Here is an 18163-nt window from a genome sequence, read left to right on the forward strand (position 1 = left end):
TTCGGTCCCTATCCGTCGTGGGCGCAGGAAATTTGAGAGGAGCTGTCCTTAGTACGAGAGGACCGGGATGGACGCACCGCTGGTGTACCAGTTGTCTTGCCAAAGGCATCGCTGGGTAGCTATGTGCGGACGGGATAAGTGCTGAAAGCATCTAAGCATGAAGCCCCCCTCGAGATGAGATTTCCCATAGCGTAAGCTAGTAAGAACCCTGAAAGATGATCAGGTTGATAGGTCTGGGGTGGACGCGTGGTGACACGTGGAGCTGACAGATACTAATCGTTCGAGGACTTAACCTAATTAATGATGATTGCTTGTTATTCACTTCTTCAGTATTATCTAGTTTTGAGGGAATAATTTCTGAGAATCCCTTGAAAAAAAATGTAAAGACATTATAATAATATATGTCTTGAAAATAGTTTGGTGACGATAGCGAGAAGGTCACACCCGTTCCCATCCCGAACACGGAAGTTAAGCTTCTCAGCGCCGATGGTAGTTGGGGCTTTGCCCCTGTGAGAGTAGGACGCCGCCAAGCTGTTATTCCGCAGTAGCTCAGTGAGCCGCGGCGTCCTGAAGAGGACGCGGCTTGCGATAAAAAGCCAAGGCTTTTTCGGAGCACAAATCACAATCTTTATATAAAGGATTTTTTAAAAGATTTGGGGATAATACAATATTTTCCGCAGTAGCTCAGTGAGCCGCGGTGTCCTGAAGAGGACGCGGCTTGCGATAAAAAGCCAAGGGCTTTTTCGGAGCACAAATCACAATCTTTATATAAAGGATTTTTTTAAAGATTTGGGGATAATACAATATTTTCCGCAGTAGCTCAGTGGTAGAGCATTCGGCTGTTAACCGAACGGTCGTAGGTTCGAATCCTACCTGCGGAGCCATATGGAGAGCTGTCCGAGTGGCCGAAGGAGCACGATTGGAAATCGTGTAGGCGGGCAAAACCTGTCTCAAGGGTTCAAATCCCTTGCTCTCCGCCATTTTATTTTACGGCCCGTTGGTCAAGCGGTTAAGACACCGCCCTTTCACGGCGGTAACATGGGTTCGATTCCCATACGGGTCACCATTTAAATTATGTGGAGGTTTAGCTCAGCTGGGAGAGCATCTGCCTTACAAGCAGAGGGTCGGCGGTTCGAGCCCGTCAACCTCCACCATATTGTTTTTATTATCGCGGGGTGGAGCAACGAAGCGTTACTCCATTGAAAAAGCTGCGAGTTGTACCGAATCGTAGATTCGGGACAGTCTTTACTCCTTATTGGAGTATGAATACTGTATAATTTTCTATTATCGCGGGGTGGAGCAGTCCGGTAGCTCGTCGGGCTCATAACCCGAAGGTCGCAGGTTCAAATCCTGCCTCCGCAATATGGTCCGGTAGTTCAGCTGGTTAGAATGCCTGCCTGTCACGCAGGAGGTCGCGGGTTCGAGTCCCGTCCGGACCGCCATTTTTTTAAAATTCAATATAACTTGTGGCTCAGTAGCTCAGTCGGTAGAGCAATGGACTGAAAATCCATGTGTCGGCGGTTCGATTCCGTCCTGAGCCACCATTTTTTTAGTTTCATTTAATATGGAGGGGTAGCGAAGTGGCTAAACGCGACGGACTGTAAATCCGTTCCCTTGGGTTCGGCGGTTCGAATCCGTCCCCCTCCACCATTTAGGGGTATAGTTTAAAGGTAGAACAAAGGTCTCCAAAACCTTCGGTGTGGGTTCAATTCCTACTACCCCTGTTTGTAGTATTATGGCGGCTGTGGTGAAGTGGTTAACACATCGGATTGTGGTTCCGACATTCGTGGGTTCGATCCCCATCAGCCGCCCCATTTATTAATTAGCATTATTGGGCTATAGCCAAGCGGTAAGGCAACGGACTTTGACTCCGTCATGCGTTGGTTCAAATCCAGCTAGCCCAGCCATTATGCGGAAGTAGTTCAGTGGTAGAACATCACCTTGCCAAGGTGAGGGTCGCGGGTTCGAACCCCGTCTTCCGCTCCAAAATTTAACGGCGGCATAGCCAAGTGGTAAGGCCAAGGTCTGCAAAACCTTTATCCACCGGTTCGAATCCGGTTGCCGCCTCCAATTTTAGCATTTTCTATTGCATACAGATAGATGATATGCCGGGGTGGCGGAACTGGCAGACGCACAGGACTTAAAATCCTGCGGTAGGTGACTACCGTACCGGTTCGATTCCGGTCCTCGGCACCAGTAATAAATGTTAATTGAATATGCCGGTGTGGCGGAATTGGCAGACGCGCACGACTCAAAATCGTGTTCCTTCTGGAGTGTCGGTTCGACCCCGACCACCGGTATCATAAGAACAAAATGAAGCACTCACGAATGTTGATATATTTCAATGTTTGTGAGTGCTTTTTGTTTTGAATGTCAATTATGTTATTAATGTGAATTGAATTATCCTTACAATACTTGGAGGAAAGATGGAAAAGGTTTGAGATTCATAAGCAGAAAATTTCCGGTTAATGTATATAGGGGAGGCTTAAGAAGCCGATATTAGCGGAGATATTCCGATTAACTTCTCTAAATAAGACAAAATTCAAAGATTTGGATAGTATAAATGGAAAAATAGGGTGAGAAAATCACTGCGATTTCGCACCCTATTTGCATTGTGATTTACTGTTTTGCACCTTTATGAAAACCCGTTAAACAAAAATACTGGAGAGTGATTCTTCAATAATAAACTACAATAGTCTAATTACTTCATGATACTCTTTGTCTGTGAAAACACGGGAGCGTGTAATGAAATGCTTGTCTTCGATACTATCAAGAGAGAATGCTGCGCCGCGTCCTGGAATAGCATCAATGATTAATTGGGTATGTTTCCAATAATCATATTGGCTTTTATGCATGTAAAAGGGTATGTTCCCGATTGCGCCGAGGTAAATGTCGGAATTACCTAATAAAAAGTCATCCTTACCGTAGCACATCGGAGCAGATCCGTCGCAGCAGCCGCCGGATTGATAAAACAGGATTTGTCCATGTTTCTCTTTCATTGTTTCTATTAATATTAGTGCTTTATCCGTTGCCGTAACACGTTCAACCATGGCAGCATCCTTTCACATTAAAAGAAACCTTGGGCGTTTTTATTGTAATTGACTAATAAACATTTCGTTTGTTGATAGTGTTCCAGCATCATAGCATGGTTTTCACGACCAATGCCTGACATTTTATAACCGCCGAATGCAGCGCCTGCCGGATATTGGTGATAAGTATTGGTCCAAACACGACCGGCTTGAATGGCTCGTCCGGCACGGTAAGCAACATCGCCATTTCGTGACCATACACCTGCCCCCAAGCCATACATGGTATCATTGGCTATTTCGATTGCTTCCTCAAAGTCTTTGAAGGTAGTCACACTAAGGACTGGTCCAAAAATTTCCTCTTGAAAAATCCGCATTTTGTTATTTCCTTTGAATACGGTTGGCTGAATGTAATATCCATTTTCAAGCTGATTGCCAAGCTGATTTTCCTCTCCGCCAGCTAATAATTGTGCCCCCTCTTCTTTTCCCAGGCTGATGTATGAAAGGATTTTTTCCTTTTGTTCAATAGAGGCTTGGGCACCCATCATGACATCGGTGTCAAGCGGGTTTCCAACTTTAATCGCTTTTACACGCTCTAATGCACGCTCCATAAATTTACCGTAAATCGACTCTTGAATTAGGGCGCGTGAAGGGCAAGTACAAACCTCGCCTTGATTGAGGGCAAACATGACAAAACCTTCGATCGCTTTATCTAAGAATTCATCATCCTGATTCATCACATCTGCAAAGAATATATTTGGTGATTTTCCACCTAGTTCGAGCGTTACAGGAATGATATTTTCTGTTGCGTATTGCATAATTTGACGTCCAACCGCAGTTGATCCGGTGAAAGCCACCTTCGCAATACGAGGATTTGTTGCAAGCGGTTTGCCTACTTCAATGCCGTAACCATTGACTACATTTAGAACTCCAGCAGGAAGTAAGTCCTGGATTAGCTCAACTAAGACCATGATCGAAACAGGCGTTTGTTCAGCTGGTTTTAACACGATACAGTTGCCAGCAGCTAACGCTGGAGCCATTTTCCAAGCCGCCATTAAAATGGGGAAATTCCATGGAATGATTTGTCCAACAACACCAAGCGGTTCATGGAAGTGGTACGCTACAGTATTATGATCTAATTGACTAGTCCGATCTTCCTGGGCACGAATCGCACTGGCAAAATAGCGGAAATGATCAATCGCTAAAGGAATATCAGCGTTTAATGTTTCCCGGACTGCTTTCCCATTTTCCCAAGTTTCCGCTACAGCCAGCATTTCTAAGTTCTCTTCAAGCCGGTCCGCAATCTTATTTAATATAAAAGCGCGTTCTGCTGCAGAAGTTTTTCCCCAAGCATCCTTTGCTGCATGGGCTGCATCTAAAGCTAGTTCAATATCTTCAGCTGTAGAACGAGCAGCCAGAGTAAAGACTTCCCCGGTTACAGGAGTCTTATTTTCAAAATATTGGCCTTTTACCGGTGGAACCCATTCGCCGCCAATAAAATTATCATATTTTTCTTTGAATTGAACGTTTGCTCCTGATGTATTCGGATTAGCATAAATCATAGCTCCATCTCCTTTTTCTATTTTAATAAGATCTTGCGTACTGCTTTTTTTAGTTGGTAAGTCCCAATTTAAAACTATGTAATGGAAAAGTTGAATCCTTACTATTGGATTTGGACTAAAACCATCTGTATTTCCATTATAAGGGAACTTTTGTTGCTTGAACATATATTTTTTGAATATTATAACTATTTTAAATAAGTTTACTAAACTAATAAAACATTAATATGTTCCTGAAAATAGGTTTAAATTGAATGTTATTTTCAAAAAATAATTATTTTGCATTAAGGAATAATAATAATAGTAATTAAGAATTTACAAATAAAATCAATTATATTACAATAACAATGTGAGTGTTGGCAGCATCCTTGTACATAGGAATCAATTTCACAGACCGTATACTGCAGATACTGTCTGAAAATAAAAGTTATAGAGTAGTTGGTATTATCCGTAACCTGAGCTCAGACCTAGTCATTGTGCCCGTTTGAGAGTCGCTTAGGGAATTTGTTTTATCATAAAGAATCGACAAAAGATACACAATAAAGTAAGCGGTTACGATACTCGTGCAAACTTTGAAATCGAATGAAAAAAATTCCTTCATTGATTTGAAGTCTACGTTTGCTAAATCTTACTGCAAAACAATAAACCGATACATATAAGGAGAGATCATATGAAAACAGATGTTCAAATTGCCCAAGAGGCTAAAATGCGCCCAATTAGTGAGATTGCTGATTCACTAGGAATTACTGATGATGAATTGGAATTATACGGAAAGTATAAAGCAAAGGTATCATTGGATGTATTATCCCGCTTAGAAAATAAGCCTGACGGAAAACTTATTCTTGTAACAGCTATTAATCCAACTCCTGCCGGAGAAGGAAAAACAACAATGAATGTTGGTCTTTCAATGGGATTAAATAAAATTGGCAAGAAAACAATTACAGCATTAAGAGAACCATCTCTAGGTCCTGTATTTGGTGTAAAAGGTGGAGCTGCCGGCGGCGGTTATGCTCAAGTTGTACCAATGGAAGACATCAACCTTCACTTTACTGGTGATTTCCATGCGATTACATCTGCCCATAATTTACTTGCGGCTCTACTTGATAATCATTTGCAGCAAGGCAATGCTCTTAAAATCGAACCGAAGAAAATCGTTTGGAGAAGAGTACTTGACATGAATGACCGTGCTCTTAGAAATATTGTGATTGGTCTTGGCGGGAAACCAGACGGCGTTGTGAGACAGAGCGGGTTTGATATTACCGTTGCATCCGAAATTATGGCGATTCTTTGCCTGGCAACAAGTGTGTCAGACTTAAAAGACAGACTATCAAGAATGGTCGTGGCCTACAATACAGACGGAGAAGCTGTAACAGCTGGACAATTAAATGCAACAGGTGCAATGGCCATGTTATTAAAAGATGCCATTAAACCAAACTTAGTTCAAACGATTGAAAATACACCAGCATTCATCCATGGTGGACCGTTTGCGAATATTGCTCATGGTTGTAACTCTGTTATGGCCACAAGAATTGGTTTAAAACTAGCTGATTATGTAGTAACAGAAGCTGGTTTTGGTGCAGATTTAGGTGCAGAGAAATTCTTTGATATCAAATCTAGATTTGCCGGATTAAATCCAAATGCGGTTGTCATAGTTGCGACTATTAGAGCACTTAAAATGAATGGCGGCGTTCCTAAGACAGAGCTTGCTGCTGAAAATCTGCAGGCTCTTGAAGCAGGTCTTGCAAACCTTGAAAGACATATTGAAAATGTCAATAAATTTGGCGTGCCTGCTGTTGTTGCTATCAATAAATTCCCAACAGATACAGAAGCTGAAATTCAATTATTAAAAGAAAAATGTGCTGCACGCGGGGTAGATGTGGTGCTTGCAGAAGTATTTACAAAAGGTGGAGAAGGTGCTGTTGAATTAGCACAAAAAGTGGTTGAAGTGATTGAAACAAAACCATCTAATTACGCACCGCTTTATGATGTACACTCTTCCATTGAAGAGAAAATTTCAACCATTGCTAAGGAAATTTATCGTGCGGACGGAGTGGACTTTACTGCTCCTGCAAAAAAACAAATTGCTGAACTTGAGAAGCTTGGTTTAGATAAAATGCCGATTTGTATGGCGAAAACTCAATACTCTTTCTCAGATAATGAGAAGTTACTTGGAGCTCCAACTGGATTTAGAATTACAGTTAGAGAAGTTAAGGTAAGTGCAGGGGCAGGCTTCATTGTAGCTTTAACAGGCTCCATTATGACAATGCCAGGTCTTCCTAAAGTTCCGGCAGCAAATGGAATGGATATTTTAGAGAGCGGAGAAATTGTCGGACTCTCATAATGAGGAGGGAAAACATGGGCGAGAAATTAGCAGGAAAACCAGTTGTTCAATCATTAAGAGAAAATATTATCTCAAGAGTAGAAGCGCTTAAAGAAAAAGAAATCAATCCAACTCTTTTGTTAATTAGAGTTGGTGCACGTGAAGACGATCTTTCTTATGAAAGAGGGATTTTAAAAAACTGCGATCTATTAGGGATTAATATCAATGTGCTGGAGCTTCCAGTCACTGTTTCCATGGAAGAATTAACGTCTGTTTTTGAAAAAGCAAATAAAGATGAGAATGTTCATGGAATGATGATTTTCAGACCGCTTCCGGATCATCTGGATATAGATGTGATTCAAAATCTAATTGCCCCTGAAAAAGATATTGACTGCATGAATCCAGTCAACTTAGAAAGAGTCTTCGAGGGTCACAGCACAGGATTTGCTCCTTGTACACCGAAAGCAGTCATTGAAATACTTAAATCTTATCAGATTCCTTTAAGTGGAGCGAATGTAGCAGTTGCGGGAAGGAGCCTGGTTGTAGGAAAGCCCCTTGCTATGCTGCTTTTAGATGAAAATGCAACGGTAACGATTTGCCACTCACGTACGAAGGATATGCCTGCTGTTACTGCAAAAGCAGATGTTGTGGTAGCCGCGATTGGAAAGGCTAAGTTTATGGATGAAAAGTACTTTGGTGAACATTCAATCGTTATCGATGTTGGCATCAATGATGATGGAAATGGCGGCATTTGCGGGGATGTTGATTATGATCAAGTCTTTGACAAGGTAAAAGCCATTACACCTTCCATCGGTGGTGTTGGACTGATTACGACAACCATTCTATTGGGTCATGTGGTGCAAGCTTGTGAAAATTTAACGAGCACAAAAAAGAAGCCCAGTTTAGTGTAAGGATAAATTTGAACTGAATCATAGGGAAGGTAAAAGGATAAGTTTTACTTTTGCCTTCCTTTATAAAATGGGCGTCTGAATTATTATTGGAGGGATCGCTTTGTTAGAAAAAAGCAGCAATGAATTTATCCAAGAACTCTCATCAAAAGCGCCGGTACCAGGCGGCGGCGGTGCCTCAGCCTATGTTGGCGCACTGGGAATGGCATTAGGAAGTATGGTAGGAAACCTGACCGTGGGAAAAAAGAAATATAAGGATGTAGAAGAAGATATCATTAAACTTCTTGAAAAATCAGAAGAGATTATTAATAATCTTAAAAGTCTAGTACAAAAAGATGCGGATGTTTTCTATCCTCTCTCTCAAGCCTACGGATTACCTGCAGCCACAGAAGAAGAGAAAAAGAAGAAAGAAGAAGTCCTGCAAGGTGTACTTGTTGAAGCCTCAATGGTACCGCTTGAGATTGCCCGCAATTGTTTAGCTGCGATTAATTTACATGAAGAGTATGGAAAAAAAGGTACTCGTATTGCGATCAGCGATGTTGGAGTGGGAGTAGTATTTTGTAAAGCAGCCCTGCAGGGAGCAAAATTGAATGTTTTAATTAATACTAAAATCATGAAAGACGAAAACCTTAAAAACAAAATAGAAAGTGAATTATTTGAAATTGAAAAAGTTGGCATAGCAAAGGCTGATAAAATATTTAATGATGTAGAACAAATGTTGATTGCAAAATAGGTATTATTCATAACTTTATATGACTAAGGGGGTGGAGAGGAAATGGATTATTATAGTCCGCTAGAAATTGCGAATACTTCCATTCAGAAAGGAACAGAAAAGGCTAATTTATCCAAATTTCCCTTGATGTTTTTAGGTTTTTTAGGAGGAGCGTTTATTGCAGTGGGGTATCTGGCATATATTCGTGTAACCGGAACGATGCCTCATGAATGGGGAAGTCTAGTTACGTTTATTGGGGCTTCAGTGTTCCCAATCGGGTTAATTTGTATATTATTGGGCGGTGGTGAATTACTTACCGGTAATATGATGGCAGTCAGCATTGCTTTTTATGCTAAAAAGATAACTTTCACTCAATTACTAATTAATTGGCTGTTAATTACCTTTACCAATTTGTTAGGTGCATTGTTTGTTGCTTATTTTTTTGGCCATTTTGTCGGACTGACTGAGGGAGCTTTCTTGGAAAAAACAGTTGCTACAGCTCAGGCGAAAGTAAATGACCCTTTTTGGGTTGCATTGGTTTCAGGAATTGGATGTAACTGGCTGGTTTCGATGGCTGTATGGTTATGTTATGGAGCCAAAGACTTTTTCGGCAAAATATTGGGGATCTGGTTTCCTACCATGACATTTGTATTAATTGGATTTCAGCACGTCGTAGCTAATATGTTCATCATTCCGGCAGCTATTTTTGCCGGCGGTTTATCATGGTCTGCTTTTTTACCAAATGTAATCCCCGTATTTTTAGGGAATGCTATTGGCGGATCCATTTTTGTTAGTCTTATTTATTTTATGGCTTATAAAAGAAATATTGCAAAACTTGAAAATCAATCTAATAGAGAGGAAGAAGTTATTAAAAAGGCTCGTGCCGTATAGAACGGGAAGTTGTTAAAAAAAGGTTTTACTATTAACAAAATAGCAAAAGAAAGTTTAAGACAGGATTTACCTGTATAGGGTATTTAGCTGCATTTTACAGAAAGTGTAAGGTATAAAATCATGGATAGTAAAAGAATAGAATCAGCAGTAAGAGAAATATTATTTGCAATCGGAGAAAATCCGGATCGTGAAGGATTAGTCGAAACACCAAAAAGGGTTGCAAGGATGATGGAAGAAGTATTTGCAGGTTTAAACAAGGATCCTAAAGAACACGCCCGAACAGTTTTTTACGAAAATCATGAGGAAATGGTCTTGATTAAAGACATTCAATTTTCGTCAATGTGCGAACATCATTTAGTTCCTTTTTTTGGCGTAGCACATATTGCCTACCTGCCTAAAAATGGACGTGTCATTGGGTTAAGCAAAATTGCCCGAATACTTGAGGATGTCAGTAAGAGACCGCAATTACAAGAGAGAATTACGTCAACTGTTGCCGATTTATTAATGGAAAGTCTCGACCCTAGAGGTGTCATTGTCGTTCTTGAAGCAGAACATATGTGCATGACGATTAGAGGAGTAAAAAAACAAGGTGCAAAAACAGTTACAAGTGCAGTTAGAGGAACGTTTAAATCTGATAGCAAGTCAAGGAATGAAGTGCTCTCGTTTATTAGAAATTAGTCTGTGGAAGAATCCCCTGAAATCCAATATAAGAAGCTGATAAAACGGTTGACAAATATGTCTGGCCGTTTTTCATTGTTTTCGGATATTCGGAAGCTGTACATATAGAAATATCAATTCAGCCGGTTCAAAAAGGGGAAAAATTGAAAAAGTGCCGGTGAGAAATGATGGGGAAAATCGATAATGCCTGGGAAGGACCACCCCGCATCTGCAGGATGCCCCATTTTCATTTCAATCGGTGAGTTTTCTTTAAAATGCAATGTATTCTTTAATTTCAATCCACCATACTTGATTAAAAATAACTTCTCTTAGCGCTTTGGCAATTTTTTCATGTTTTTCATTTTCTGATAATCCAATAAACTCCTCATTATTGAAGGTCAATACAAAATCTCTTGGTGTTTTGGCAAGTACTTTCATACTTTCACCCCGTTAGAACGATTATTGTCAGTATATTCGCAGAAAAGGACTGCTATGACATATCACGATGAAAGAATTCAGCGTGAATTCTTTTTGAATAAAAAAGCAACTCTATCTGTTATGGTTGATTATATACCCATCTGGGTATATAATCATTTTATGAAGAGTTTATAATTATTTTACAGGATGTCATGAAATATTTGTCTATTTTTTTGTAAATATATATACCAATAGGGGTAATAGTAAAAACTAAAAATTTCATTTAGGAGGTTATTGGTAATGGCACAGAAGATCATTATTATCGGCGGGGTGGCAGGGGGTGCAACTGCTGCAGCGAAATTAAGAAGAATCAGTGAAGAAGTTGAAATTATTTTAGTAGAACGCGGGGAATATATTTCATTTGCAAACTGCGGTCTTCCTTATTACATCGGTGAGGTGATTAAGGAAAGATCAAAGCTGTTAGTACAGACCGTTAAGGGAATGTCTAACCGCTTCAAAATTGATATTCGTAATTTAAGCGAAGCTATAAGTATTGACCCTGAAAAAAAATTAGTGACCATTCACAATCTGCAAAATGGCGAAACCTATCAGGAAACCTATGATAAGCTGTTATTATCTCCCGGTGCAAGTCCAATTGTGCCGCCAATCCCGGGCTTACAGGAGAATCAAGCCTTATTTACACTGAGAAATATTCCGGATACTGATCAAATCAAGGGCTTTGTTGATGAGAAAAAGCCACAAAAGGCAGTGGTTGTCGGCGGCGGCTTTATCGGAATTGAAATGGCCGAAAACCTAGCGGAAAGAGGAATTCAGGTTACAATTGTAGAGATGGCCAATCAAGTAATGGCACCGATTGATTTTGAAATGGCCAGCATCCTTCATTCTCATTTAAGAGAAAAGAGAGTGCAGCTCATTCTCGAAAACGGTGTGCAGTCATTTGCTGACCAAGGGAGAAAAATCATTCTTTCTGATGGTACTGAAATCGAAACCGATATGACGATTCTTTCCATTGGTGTCAGACCTGAAAATGAGTTAGCAAAAGCAGCAGGTCTTGAATTAGGGGCACGTGGCGGTATTGTGGTCAATGAATACCTGCAAACCTCAAACGAAGATATCTATGCTGTCGGGGATGCAGTGGAAGTAGTTGACTATGTAAACGGAACGAAAGCAATGATTCCGCTTGCTGGTCCGGCTAACCGCCAAGGACGGATTGCTGCCAATAATATGATGGGAAAAAGAGAGAAGTATCAAGGGGCACTGGGAACGTCTGTGGCGAAGGTGTTTGATTTAACCGTATCTGCTACAGGAAATAATGAAAAAACGTTAAAGCGTTCAGGTATCCCTTATGAGGTATTGCACATTCATCCAAGTTCACATGCCGGTTATTATCCTGGAGCAGCCCCTATTGCTTTTAAGCTCATCTTTGATAAAGAAACAGGTAAAATATACGGAGCACAGGCTGTGGGGGCAGATGGTGCTGAAAAACGAATGGACGTCATTGCCACAGCGATTAAAGGCGGCTTAACAGTTGAGGATTTAACAAATCTAGAATTATCATACGCACCGCCGTTTTCTTCGGCAAAGGATCCCGTAAATATGGCAGGGTATGTAGCAACAAATCTCATGGAAGGCGAATTGGAACATATTCAATGGCATGAGGTGGACGAAGTGATTGCCGGCGGAGGATTGCTCATTGATGTTCGTGAACCGGTGGAACGTGAATTTGGCTATATTGAAGGGTCTATCAATATCCCGTTAAATGATCTCCGTGAAAAGTTAGCTGAACTGCCAAAGGAGCAAACGATTTATGTTAGCTGTCAGGTTGGATTAAGGGGATATCTAGCTGCACGTATTCTGCAAAACAATGGATTTAAAGTGAAGAATGTAGATGGCGGCTGGAAAACCTATTCATCTGTTTACGGAAACAAAAAATAAACTGACAAAAGGGCCCTTAATCAACGATTAAGGGCTCAGGTTTATATAGAAAAATAAAACTTTTCAACAAATTTTTCAACAGAAAGTATACAATTTGACAATCCTCAACATTTTTTCGCATAAAATTCAATTTTCTATTGCATCAATGTAATTTTTTTGTTAAGATAAATTTTGTGAAAAGCATGCGGGTGTAGTTTAGTGGTAAAACTACAGCCTTCCAAGCTGTTGTCGTGGGTTCGATTCCCATCACCCGCTCCATACATATCGGTATCAACGCAGTATTTCGTATCCAACAGAGAACGAGGTGTTGCGTTTTTTATATTTTTCGACAAAGTTTTTTGATAATGAAAAGCGGGCACCTTCCAGTTACTCCTCCCTGTATCTTCTATCCCTATTAGAATGGTAATAGGCTCCTTCCTGTTATTTCCGTTATTTAACAATACTTACATTTTCCATGGAACTCAGCAAAAGAGAGGTGATGAAAAGATGAATATTGCCCAATTAAAACAAGAAATTATTCAATATAGCAAAACGATTGGGGTAGATAAAATCGGCTTTACAACCGCTGCGCCGTTTGCTGAACTGCGAAATCGCCTGATCAAGCAAAGAGAGTTAAACTATCAATCAGGATTTGAAGAAGATGATATTGAAAAAAGGGTCAATCCCCGCTTGCTGCTTGATGGAGCGGAGTCCATTATCTCGATCGCGGTTGCGTATCCCTCGAAGATGACAGAGCGGGTCAGCAGTAAGAAAGGTGAACGCAGAGGAATCTTCTCCCGTGCCTCATGGGGATTGGATTACCATATGGTCTTGCGGGAACGCTTAAGGAAACTCGAAACCTTTATGGCAGAGAAGGTACCTGATGCCCAATTTCGTTCGATGGTTGACACGGGCGAATTGGTTGACCGTGCAGTAGCGGAACGAGCCGGAATCGGCTGGAGCGGCAAAAACTGTTCCATTATTACGCCGGAATTTGGTTCTTACGTTTATATCGGTGAAATGATTACGAATATCCCATTTGCACCGGATGCACCCATCGAGGACCGCTGCGGGGACTGCCGTAAGTGTCTGGACGCCTGTCCGACAGGTGCCCTTGTACAAGGGGGGCAAATCAATGCCAGCTGCTGTATTTCTTTTCTGACGCAAACAAAAGAGCTGATTCCGGAAGAATTCCGCGATAAGATCGGGAACCGGCTTTACGGATGTGACTCCTGCCAAACAGCTTGTCCGGAGAATAAGGGGATGGATTTTCACCTTCATCCTGAAGTTGAACCGGAACCTGAAATAGTTAAACCATTATTAAAACCGCTGCTAAATTTGAGTAACCGTCAGTTTAAGGAACAATTCGGCACATTGTCCGGCTCTTGGCGAGGGAAAAATCCAATTCAGCGAAATGCGGTGATGGCCCTTGCCCATTTTAAGGATAAAGAAGATATCGAAACGATACTAAATGTCTTACAGAATGACACAAGGCCGGTGCTGCGCGGTACAGCGGCATGGGCAATAAGGAAAATCGCGGGGAAAGAAGCGATTAGGCTGCTTGAAGCTGCATTAGAAAAGGAAATGGATGACAGTGTCAGGAAAGAAATCATAAACGCATTAAAAAGATGAGAGGGCCCACTGCTCCCTCATCTTTTTAAATGCTTGAACTCATTATTGCCTGCGGATAAAAACAGATAATATCTATTAATTGCGCTGCCATATATTCGGGTGGTGATTCGAAGTCACTTTGTATCCATTCCGTGATTAACCCCATAATGCCATAGGCTTGAAAGGTAACAAAAAGGTCTTTATCGTTTTTTGGACCAAGATTTTTTAGCGGAACGATTGCCTCTTTTGTAAGCACTTTAATTGTTTGAATAAATCTTTCCTGAAGATGGGGAATACATTCAGTTTTCTTCCAAAGCTTGAAAAAGTCCCTGTTTTCTAAAATATAGTCAAATAGAATAATATCAGAAGGGGGAGTTTTGCTTAGATCCTGATGATTCTTGTTCTGATATGGAAAGCGAAAGGCATAAATGAAGTCATTTATCATACTTTCCACCACTTCTTCAGCTAAATCCTCTTTATATTTATAATGAAGATAAAAAGTGGCGCGGTTATAATCTGCATATTCAACGATATCTGTTACCGTAATATGTTTATAGTCTTTTTTCTCTAATAGTTTGATGAATGCTTGGCGAAACATTCGTTTTGTTCTCCGAACTCTTCTATCTACATCCTTTTCTTCTGTCAGCATACCAATCCCTCCAGGAAAAATCAGTAAGGTAAATGCAAGAGATAAACATTCTTTATTACTATTTTAACATAATTCCTCATCAGAAATGCTTCTAAATCACTAGTATTTCCGATAGTCCACGGGATATGGGAACTCCTGCAAAGGTGCGATATTCTGTACTTCAGTATGTTAGGAGGCATTTATCAAGAATGTAAACTCCGTTCATATATATATCTATATGAGAGGAGTGATGCCGATGCGGAGACAGCTGCAGGATTTTCTTTCCAAAAGGGCTCAAGCTTGTGTTACTTATGTAAGGGATAGTCAAACTTGTGATAAAATGGCGAAAAAAAAGGAGCTGTTACACAATAGAAAAGCTGAGATTATGAAAGTGAAGGCTAGGGGGATCATTGACAGGGTGGAGAAAAGCGGTACTGATGTGGAAATGGTTCATTATCAGGCGCATATTCAGTATTTAATTGATCAAAAGGGTTATATATATTTGGAAGAGGAAGTGGAATTAAGGGAGGCGGAATTTTATAAAGGAGTGCTCATTTATGACAAAGAGAAAAGTCCGAACTATATTGCGGCAAGTGCAAAGGAGTTCAGGGATACAGGTGAATTCGAGCGACAAGGAAAGGCGGGAAAGGGAAAGTGGGGTTTTTTCCGTTATAATCGTTTAAGGGCGGTGCAATATGCGGAAAGATGGTGGAATGATTACAACCCTGCTTATACTAAGTTTGATGTAGATTGTACAAATTTTATTTCGCAATGTCTTCATGCTGGAGGAGCTCCCATGGCAGGATCCCCAAACCGTTCCAGCGGATGGTGGATGGAAAATAATAACTGGAGCTATAGCTGGTCGGTTGCCAATGCTTTAAGATGGTATTTACCGGGAGCGAAGCGAGGATTGAGAGCGGTGGAAGTGGATAGTCCTGAGCAGCTGCTCTTAGGAGATGTGATTTGTTATGATTTTGAAGGAGATGGCCGTATTAATCACAGTACGATGGTAACAGCAAAGGATGCAAACGGGATGCCGCTTGTCAATGCCCATACTTCAAACAGCAGGATGAGATACTGGGACTACGAAGATTCGACCGCTTATACAGCAAATATTAAATATAAATTTTTCACCATTACCGATGATGAATAGCCTTATTGGAATCAGAACTCTAAGCTTGCTTATCACAAACATGTGATATAATAATTACAGTTTATTTTTTTGAGGTGAAAGATGTGGCACTGCATGTAGTTTTATATCAACCGGAGATCCCAGCAAATACTGGCAATATTGCACGTACATGTGCAGCAACAGATACTTATTTACATTTAATTCGTCCTCTTGGTTTTTCAACAGATGACAAAATGTTAAAAAGAGCAGGACTTGATTACTGGCCGTTTGTAAAAGTTGCGTATTATGATTCCCTTGATGATTTTTTTACTCAAAATAACGGGGAATTTTATTATATTGAAACATTTGGAGAAAAGACCTACGCTGATTACGATTTCAGTAATCAGGAGCAAGATTACTACTTTATGTTTGGCAAAGAATCAACCGGGCTTCCTAAAGAATTATTAGAAAAGAATAAAGATCATTTTCTGCGCATCCCGATGACAACCAACGTCCGTTCATTAAACTTATCAAATACCGCTGCCATTCTTGTTTACGAGGCATTACGACAGCAAAATTTCCTTCATTTAAAATAAGAAAAGGGACCCGCGTTTTGGGTTCCTTTTTTTCATTACCGAAAACTTTCATTAAATAGTAGCGAATAGAATCAAACAAAGTTAGTATATAAAAGAATACATAATTAGAGGGATGGTAGTATGAATCAAATCATTGAAACGTTATTATCGCACAGATCGATTCGCCATTTTGAGGATAAGCCTTTAACAAAAGAGCAGATTGAAACAATTGTGACGAGCGCTCAGGCCGCATCAACATCAAGTTATGTACAGGCTTATTCCATTATCGGGGTAACGGATTACGAGAAAAAGAAAACATTGGCTGAGCTTTCGGGAAAGCAAAAATATGTGGAGAAGAACGGCCACTTTTTTGTATTCTGTGCTGATCTATACCGTCTGGAAACAGCAGGTGCTATGGAGAATACGGACGTGTCCACTGCTATTGAGAGCACAGAAAAGTTTATGGTGGCATTAATTGATGCTGCTTTGGCAGCGCAGAATGCCGCTATTGCTGCTGAATCCCTAGGCTTAGGGATTTGCTATATCGGCGGTATCCGCAATAACTTGGAAGAAGTATGCGCACTGTTAAAGACACCTGAAAGAGTCATTCCTTTGTTTGGGCTGGCTGTTGGGTATCCGGAAAAAATTACGGATCAAAGGCCGCGTCTGCCGATGAAGAATGTTTATCATGAAAATGAATACCAGCAGAATATGGCCGAATTTAAAGAGGAACTGCAGCAGTATAATGTGCTTGTTTCCAGCTATTATGAAAAGCGTACGAAAGGGAAAAGAACGGATACGTGGACCGGGCAGATGGCAGGTACTCTCAGAAGTCCGTCAAGAATGTATATGAATGAATTTATTAAAAATCATGGGTTGGACCTAAAGTAAACACGTATATGATAAAGAAAACTCGCTGTTTGGCGAGCCTGAAGGGCGAAGACAGAGACGTAGTCGCGCTGAGCCCGATGGACTTTACTAAGAGCTGAAGCTCTAAGTAAAGTCTTATCACGCAGAGCCCGTTTGATTTTTCTAAGAGCTGAAGCTCTAAGAAAAACCTTATTGCACCTATTCTGATTTCATTGAAATTGCTACAACGCCTGAGATGCTTCTTCGCCGCAATTTTAGGCTTTCCTATCAGTGTAAAAGCAAAAAGGCCGCACAATGCGGCCTTTATACTTACTATTTTGTTATTTTTGGTTTGTCGTTGTAACCTGCTGTGAAGATGGCAGCAAGAAAAGCAACCATTACACCAAGGATAAGGATTAAACCCACTTATGTATGCCCCCTTTGAAAAGCAATTTATTATAAATGTAAAACACTAAAACTCTGTTTGAAAACGATACCAAAAGAATACAGTGCAGTCCATCTTTTGCGTATTATCAGGATTATCTTCAGTTACAGAAAAGCACCTTAAGGATTTATAGAGCAAACTTCAAATTTATTATAGCCTATAAAAATTAACTTGTGAATAGTTTGTGCTGATTTTCCAGCGTTTGTACACAAAAAGTGATGAGTATCACAAAGGTGACGAGCGCTATTTTGGATCATTCATAAATTGTAAAACATGGTGCTATATCTATTGGAAAAGCCGCCTAACATTTGCTGGAAATAATGGCAGATACCCTTACATATTATGCTTTTTTGGCATGTTCACAATTTTTCGCGCATAGAGTATATTAATCGTTTCTGATAGCAGGATTAGCCATTTAAGGGGGAAAATAAACTTCTTATAATGGTTAGGGAATTCGGGTGTGCTTTTGTCTGGTTATGTTTGCGAGTTCGGGCTTTTATGGGCAAGCATCTAAAGTCG

General features: G+C 40.4%; 14 protein-coding genes, 16 tRNA genes and 2 rRNA genes. 28 read left to right on the forward strand and 4 right to left on the reverse strand.

The window, feature by feature from the left end:
• The 17 genes from HNR53_RS00005 to HNR53_RS00085 all read left to right on the forward strand — a co-directional run.
• Positions 1 to 296, forward strand: a 23S ribosomal RNA gene (locus HNR53_RS00005); the annotation flags it as partial.
• Between the two features lie 120 nt (positions 297 to 416).
• Positions 417 to 532: ribosomal RNA gene (rrf, locus tag HNR53_RS00010) — 5S ribosomal RNA — on the forward strand.
• Positions 533 to 809: 277 nt separating this feature from the next.
• Positions 810 to 884, forward strand: a tRNA-Asn gene (locus HNR53_RS00015).
• Positions 885 to 887: 3 nt separating this feature from the next.
• Positions 888 to 980: transfer RNA gene (locus HNR53_RS00020), tRNA-Ser, on the forward strand.
• A gap of 11 nt (positions 981 to 991) precedes the next feature.
• A tRNA-Glu gene (locus HNR53_RS00025) sits at positions 992 to 1066 on the forward strand.
• Between the two features lie 12 nt (positions 1067 to 1078).
• Positions 1079 to 1154: transfer RNA gene (locus HNR53_RS00030), tRNA-Val, on the forward strand.
• Between the two features lie 134 nt (positions 1155 to 1288).
• Positions 1289 to 1362: transfer RNA gene (locus HNR53_RS00035), tRNA-Met, on the forward strand.
• A gap of 3 nt (positions 1363 to 1365) precedes the next feature.
• Positions 1366 to 1442 (forward strand) — tRNA-Asp (locus tag HNR53_RS00040).
• A 26-nt stretch (positions 1443 to 1468) separates the two neighbouring features.
• Positions 1469 to 1544, forward strand: a tRNA-Phe gene (locus tag HNR53_RS00045).
• A 22-nt stretch (positions 1545 to 1566) separates the two neighbouring features.
• Positions 1567 to 1650, forward strand: a tRNA-Tyr gene (locus HNR53_RS00050).
• Between the two features lie 3 nt (positions 1651 to 1653).
• Positions 1654 to 1724 (forward strand) — tRNA-Trp (locus tag HNR53_RS00055).
• A 14-nt stretch (positions 1725 to 1738) separates the two neighbouring features.
• Positions 1739 to 1814: transfer RNA gene (locus HNR53_RS00060), tRNA-His, on the forward strand.
• Positions 1815 to 1832: 18 nt separating this feature from the next.
• Positions 1833 to 1907: transfer RNA gene (locus HNR53_RS00065), tRNA-Gln, on the forward strand.
• Positions 1908 to 1911: 4 nt separating this feature from the next.
• A tRNA-Gly gene (locus HNR53_RS00070) sits at positions 1912 to 1986 on the forward strand.
• A gap of 9 nt (positions 1987 to 1995) precedes the next feature.
• Positions 1996 to 2070, forward strand: a tRNA-Cys gene (locus HNR53_RS00075).
• Between the two features lie 37 nt (positions 2071 to 2107).
• Positions 2108 to 2196, forward strand: a tRNA-Leu gene (locus HNR53_RS00080).
• 22 nt (positions 2197 to 2218) lie between these two features.
• Positions 2219 to 2300, forward strand: a tRNA-Leu gene (locus tag HNR53_RS00085).
• Between the two features lie 387 nt (positions 2301 to 2687).
• On the opposite strand, the gene HNR53_RS00090 is transcribed toward HNR53_RS00085, so the two are convergent.
• Together HNR53_RS00090 and exaC are read right to left on the reverse strand one after the other, a co-directional pair.
• Entirely contained in the window at positions 2688 to 3050 is a 363-nt protein-coding gene (locus HNR53_RS00090) for a DUF779 domain-containing protein (protein WP_184521287.1), read from the reverse strand.
• A gap of 17 nt (positions 3051 to 3067) precedes the next feature.
• On the reverse strand, positions 3068 to 4588 hold the full coding sequence (gene exaC, locus HNR53_RS00095) for an acetaldehyde dehydrogenase ExaC (RefSeq protein WP_184521289.1): 1521 nt from the start codon (positions 4586 to 4588) through the stop codon (positions 3068 to 3070).
• Positions 4589 to 5255: 667 nt separating this feature from the next.
• Here exaC and HNR53_RS00100 point away from each other — a divergent pair.
• From HNR53_RS00100 to folE, 5 genes are all read left to right on the forward strand, one after another.
• A complete protein-coding gene (locus HNR53_RS00100; RefSeq protein ID WP_184521291.1) occupies positions 5256 to 6926 on the forward strand; it encodes a formate--tetrahydrofolate ligase in 1671 nt (556 codons plus the stop codon).
• A gap of 14 nt (positions 6927 to 6940) precedes the next feature.
• Positions 6941 to 7816 carry a bifunctional 5,10-methylenetetrahydrofolate dehydrogenase/5,10-methenyltetrahydrofolate cyclohydrolase gene (locus HNR53_RS00105; protein WP_184521293.1) on the forward strand — a complete coding sequence of 292 codons (876 nt, stop codon included), beginning with the start codon at positions 6941 to 6943 and terminating at the stop codon, positions 7814 to 7816.
• 100 nt (positions 7817 to 7916) lie between these two features.
• Positions 7917 to 8546, forward strand: a complete 630-nt coding sequence (locus HNR53_RS00110) for a cyclodeaminase/cyclohydrolase family protein (RefSeq protein ID WP_184521295.1) — start codon at positions 7917 to 7919, stop codon at positions 8544 to 8546.
• 42 nt (positions 8547 to 8588) lie between these two features.
• On the forward strand, positions 8589 to 9416 hold the full coding sequence (locus HNR53_RS00115) for a formate/nitrite transporter family protein (RefSeq protein WP_184521297.1): 828 nt from the start codon (positions 8589 to 8591) through the stop codon (positions 9414 to 9416).
• Positions 9417 to 9536: 120 nt separating this feature from the next.
• Entirely contained in the window at positions 9537 to 10094 is a 558-nt protein-coding gene (folE, locus tag HNR53_RS00120; RefSeq protein WP_184521298.1) for a GTP cyclohydrolase I FolE, read from the forward strand.
• Positions 10095 to 10343: 249 nt separating this feature from the next.
• On the opposite strand, the gene HNR53_RS00125 is transcribed toward folE, so the two are convergent.
• Positions 10344 to 10511, reverse strand: a complete 168-nt coding sequence (locus tag HNR53_RS00125) for a hypothetical protein (protein ID WP_184521300.1) — start codon at positions 10509 to 10511, stop codon at positions 10344 to 10346.
• Positions 10512 to 10790: 279 nt separating this feature from the next.
• Here HNR53_RS00125 and HNR53_RS00130 point away from each other — a divergent pair, with 279 nt between their 5' ends.
• From HNR53_RS00130 to queG, 3 genes are all read left to right on the forward strand, one after another.
• The gene (locus HNR53_RS00130; RefSeq protein WP_184521302.1) at positions 10791 to 12446 is read left to right on the forward strand and encodes an FAD-dependent oxidoreductase; all 1656 of its coding nucleotides are present in this window, start codon (positions 10791 to 10793) and stop codon (positions 12444 to 12446) included.
• A gap of 184 nt (positions 12447 to 12630) precedes the next feature.
• Positions 12631 to 12704, forward strand: a tRNA-Gly gene (locus HNR53_RS00135).
• A 228-nt stretch (positions 12705 to 12932) separates the two neighbouring features.
• Entirely contained in the window at positions 12933 to 14057 is a 1125-nt protein-coding gene (gene queG / locus HNR53_RS00140; RefSeq protein WP_184521304.1) for a tRNA epoxyqueuosine(34) reductase QueG, read from the forward strand.
• Between the two features lie 25 nt (positions 14058 to 14082).
• Here queG and HNR53_RS00145 read toward each other — a convergent pair whose 3' ends face one another.
• The gene (locus HNR53_RS00145; protein WP_184521306.1) at positions 14083 to 14685 is read right to left on the reverse strand and encodes a TetR/AcrR family transcriptional regulator; all 603 of its coding nucleotides are present in this window, start codon (positions 14683 to 14685) and stop codon (positions 14083 to 14085) included.
• Between the two features lie 235 nt (positions 14686 to 14920).
• On the opposite strand from HNR53_RS00145, the gene HNR53_RS00150 reads away from it, so the two are divergent.
• The 3 genes from HNR53_RS00150 to nfsA all read left to right on the forward strand — a co-directional run bounded on the left by HNR53_RS00150 (position 14921) and on the right by nfsA (position 17241).
• A complete protein-coding gene (locus tag HNR53_RS00150; protein WP_184521309.1) occupies positions 14921 to 15817 on the forward strand; it encodes an amidase domain-containing protein in 897 nt (298 codons plus the stop codon).
• Positions 15818 to 15891: 74 nt separating this feature from the next.
• Complete coding sequence (gene trmL, locus HNR53_RS00155) at positions 15892 to 16371, forward strand: tRNA (uridine(34)/cytosine(34)/5-carboxymethylaminomethyluridine(34)-2'-O)-methyltransferase TrmL (protein ID WP_377802066.1); 480 nt, start codon at positions 15892 to 15894, stop codon at positions 16369 to 16371.
• A 120-nt stretch (positions 16372 to 16491) separates the two neighbouring features.
• Positions 16492 to 17241, forward strand: coding sequence for an oxygen-insensitive NADPH nitroreductase (nfsA, locus tag HNR53_RS00160; protein ID WP_184521313.1), 750 nt, complete (start codon positions 16492 to 16494; stop codon positions 17239 to 17241).
• Positions 17242 to 18163 lie beyond the last annotated feature (922 nt).

The sequence above is a fragment of the Bacillus benzoevorans genome (assembly GCF_014207535.1).
Classification (GTDB): domain Bacteria; phylum Bacillota; class Bacilli; order Bacillales; family Cytobacillaceae; genus Bacillus_BD; species Bacillus_BD benzoevorans.

Coding starts and splice junctions, on each gene's coding strand:
- HNR53_RS00090 (WP_184521287.1), bottom strand. CDS start 3,050: ATGGTTGAACGTGTTACGGCAACGGATAAAGCACTAATATTAATAGAA.
- exaC (WP_184521289.1), bottom strand. CDS start 4,588: ATGATTTATGCTAATCCGAATACATCAGGAGCAAACGTTCAATTCAAA.
- HNR53_RS00100 (WP_184521291.1), top strand. CDS start 5,256: ATGAAAACAGATGTTCAAATTGCCCAAGAGGCTAAAATGCGCCCAATT.
- HNR53_RS00105 (WP_184521293.1), top strand. CDS start 6,941: ATGGGCGAGAAATTAGCAGGAAAACCAGTTGTTCAATCATTAAGAGAA.
- HNR53_RS00115 (WP_184521297.1), top strand. CDS start 8,589: ATGGATTATTATAGTCCGCTAGAAATTGCGAATACTTCCATTCAGAAA.
- folE (WP_184521298.1), top strand. CDS start 9,537: ATGGATAGTAAAAGAATAGAATCAGCAGTAAGAGAAATATTATTTGCA.
- HNR53_RS00125 (WP_184521300.1), bottom strand. CDS start 10,511: ATGAAAGTACTTGCCAAAACACCAAGAGATTTTGTATTGACCTTCAAT.
- HNR53_RS00130 (WP_184521302.1), top strand. CDS start 10,791: ATGGCACAGAAGATCATTATTATCGGCGGGGTGGCAGGGGGTGCAACT.
- queG (WP_184521304.1), top strand. CDS start 12,933: ATGAATATTGCCCAATTAAAACAAGAAATTATTCAATATAGCAAAACG.
- HNR53_RS00145 (WP_184521306.1), bottom strand. CDS start 14,685: ATGCTGACAGAAGAAAAGGATGTAGATAGAAGAGTTCGGAGAACAAAA.
- HNR53_RS00150 (WP_184521309.1), top strand. CDS start 14,921: ATGCGGAGACAGCTGCAGGATTTTCTTTCCAAAAGGGCTCAAGCTTGT.
- nfsA (WP_184521313.1), top strand. CDS start 16,492: ATGAATCAAATCATTGAAACGTTATTATCGCACAGATCGATTCGCCAT.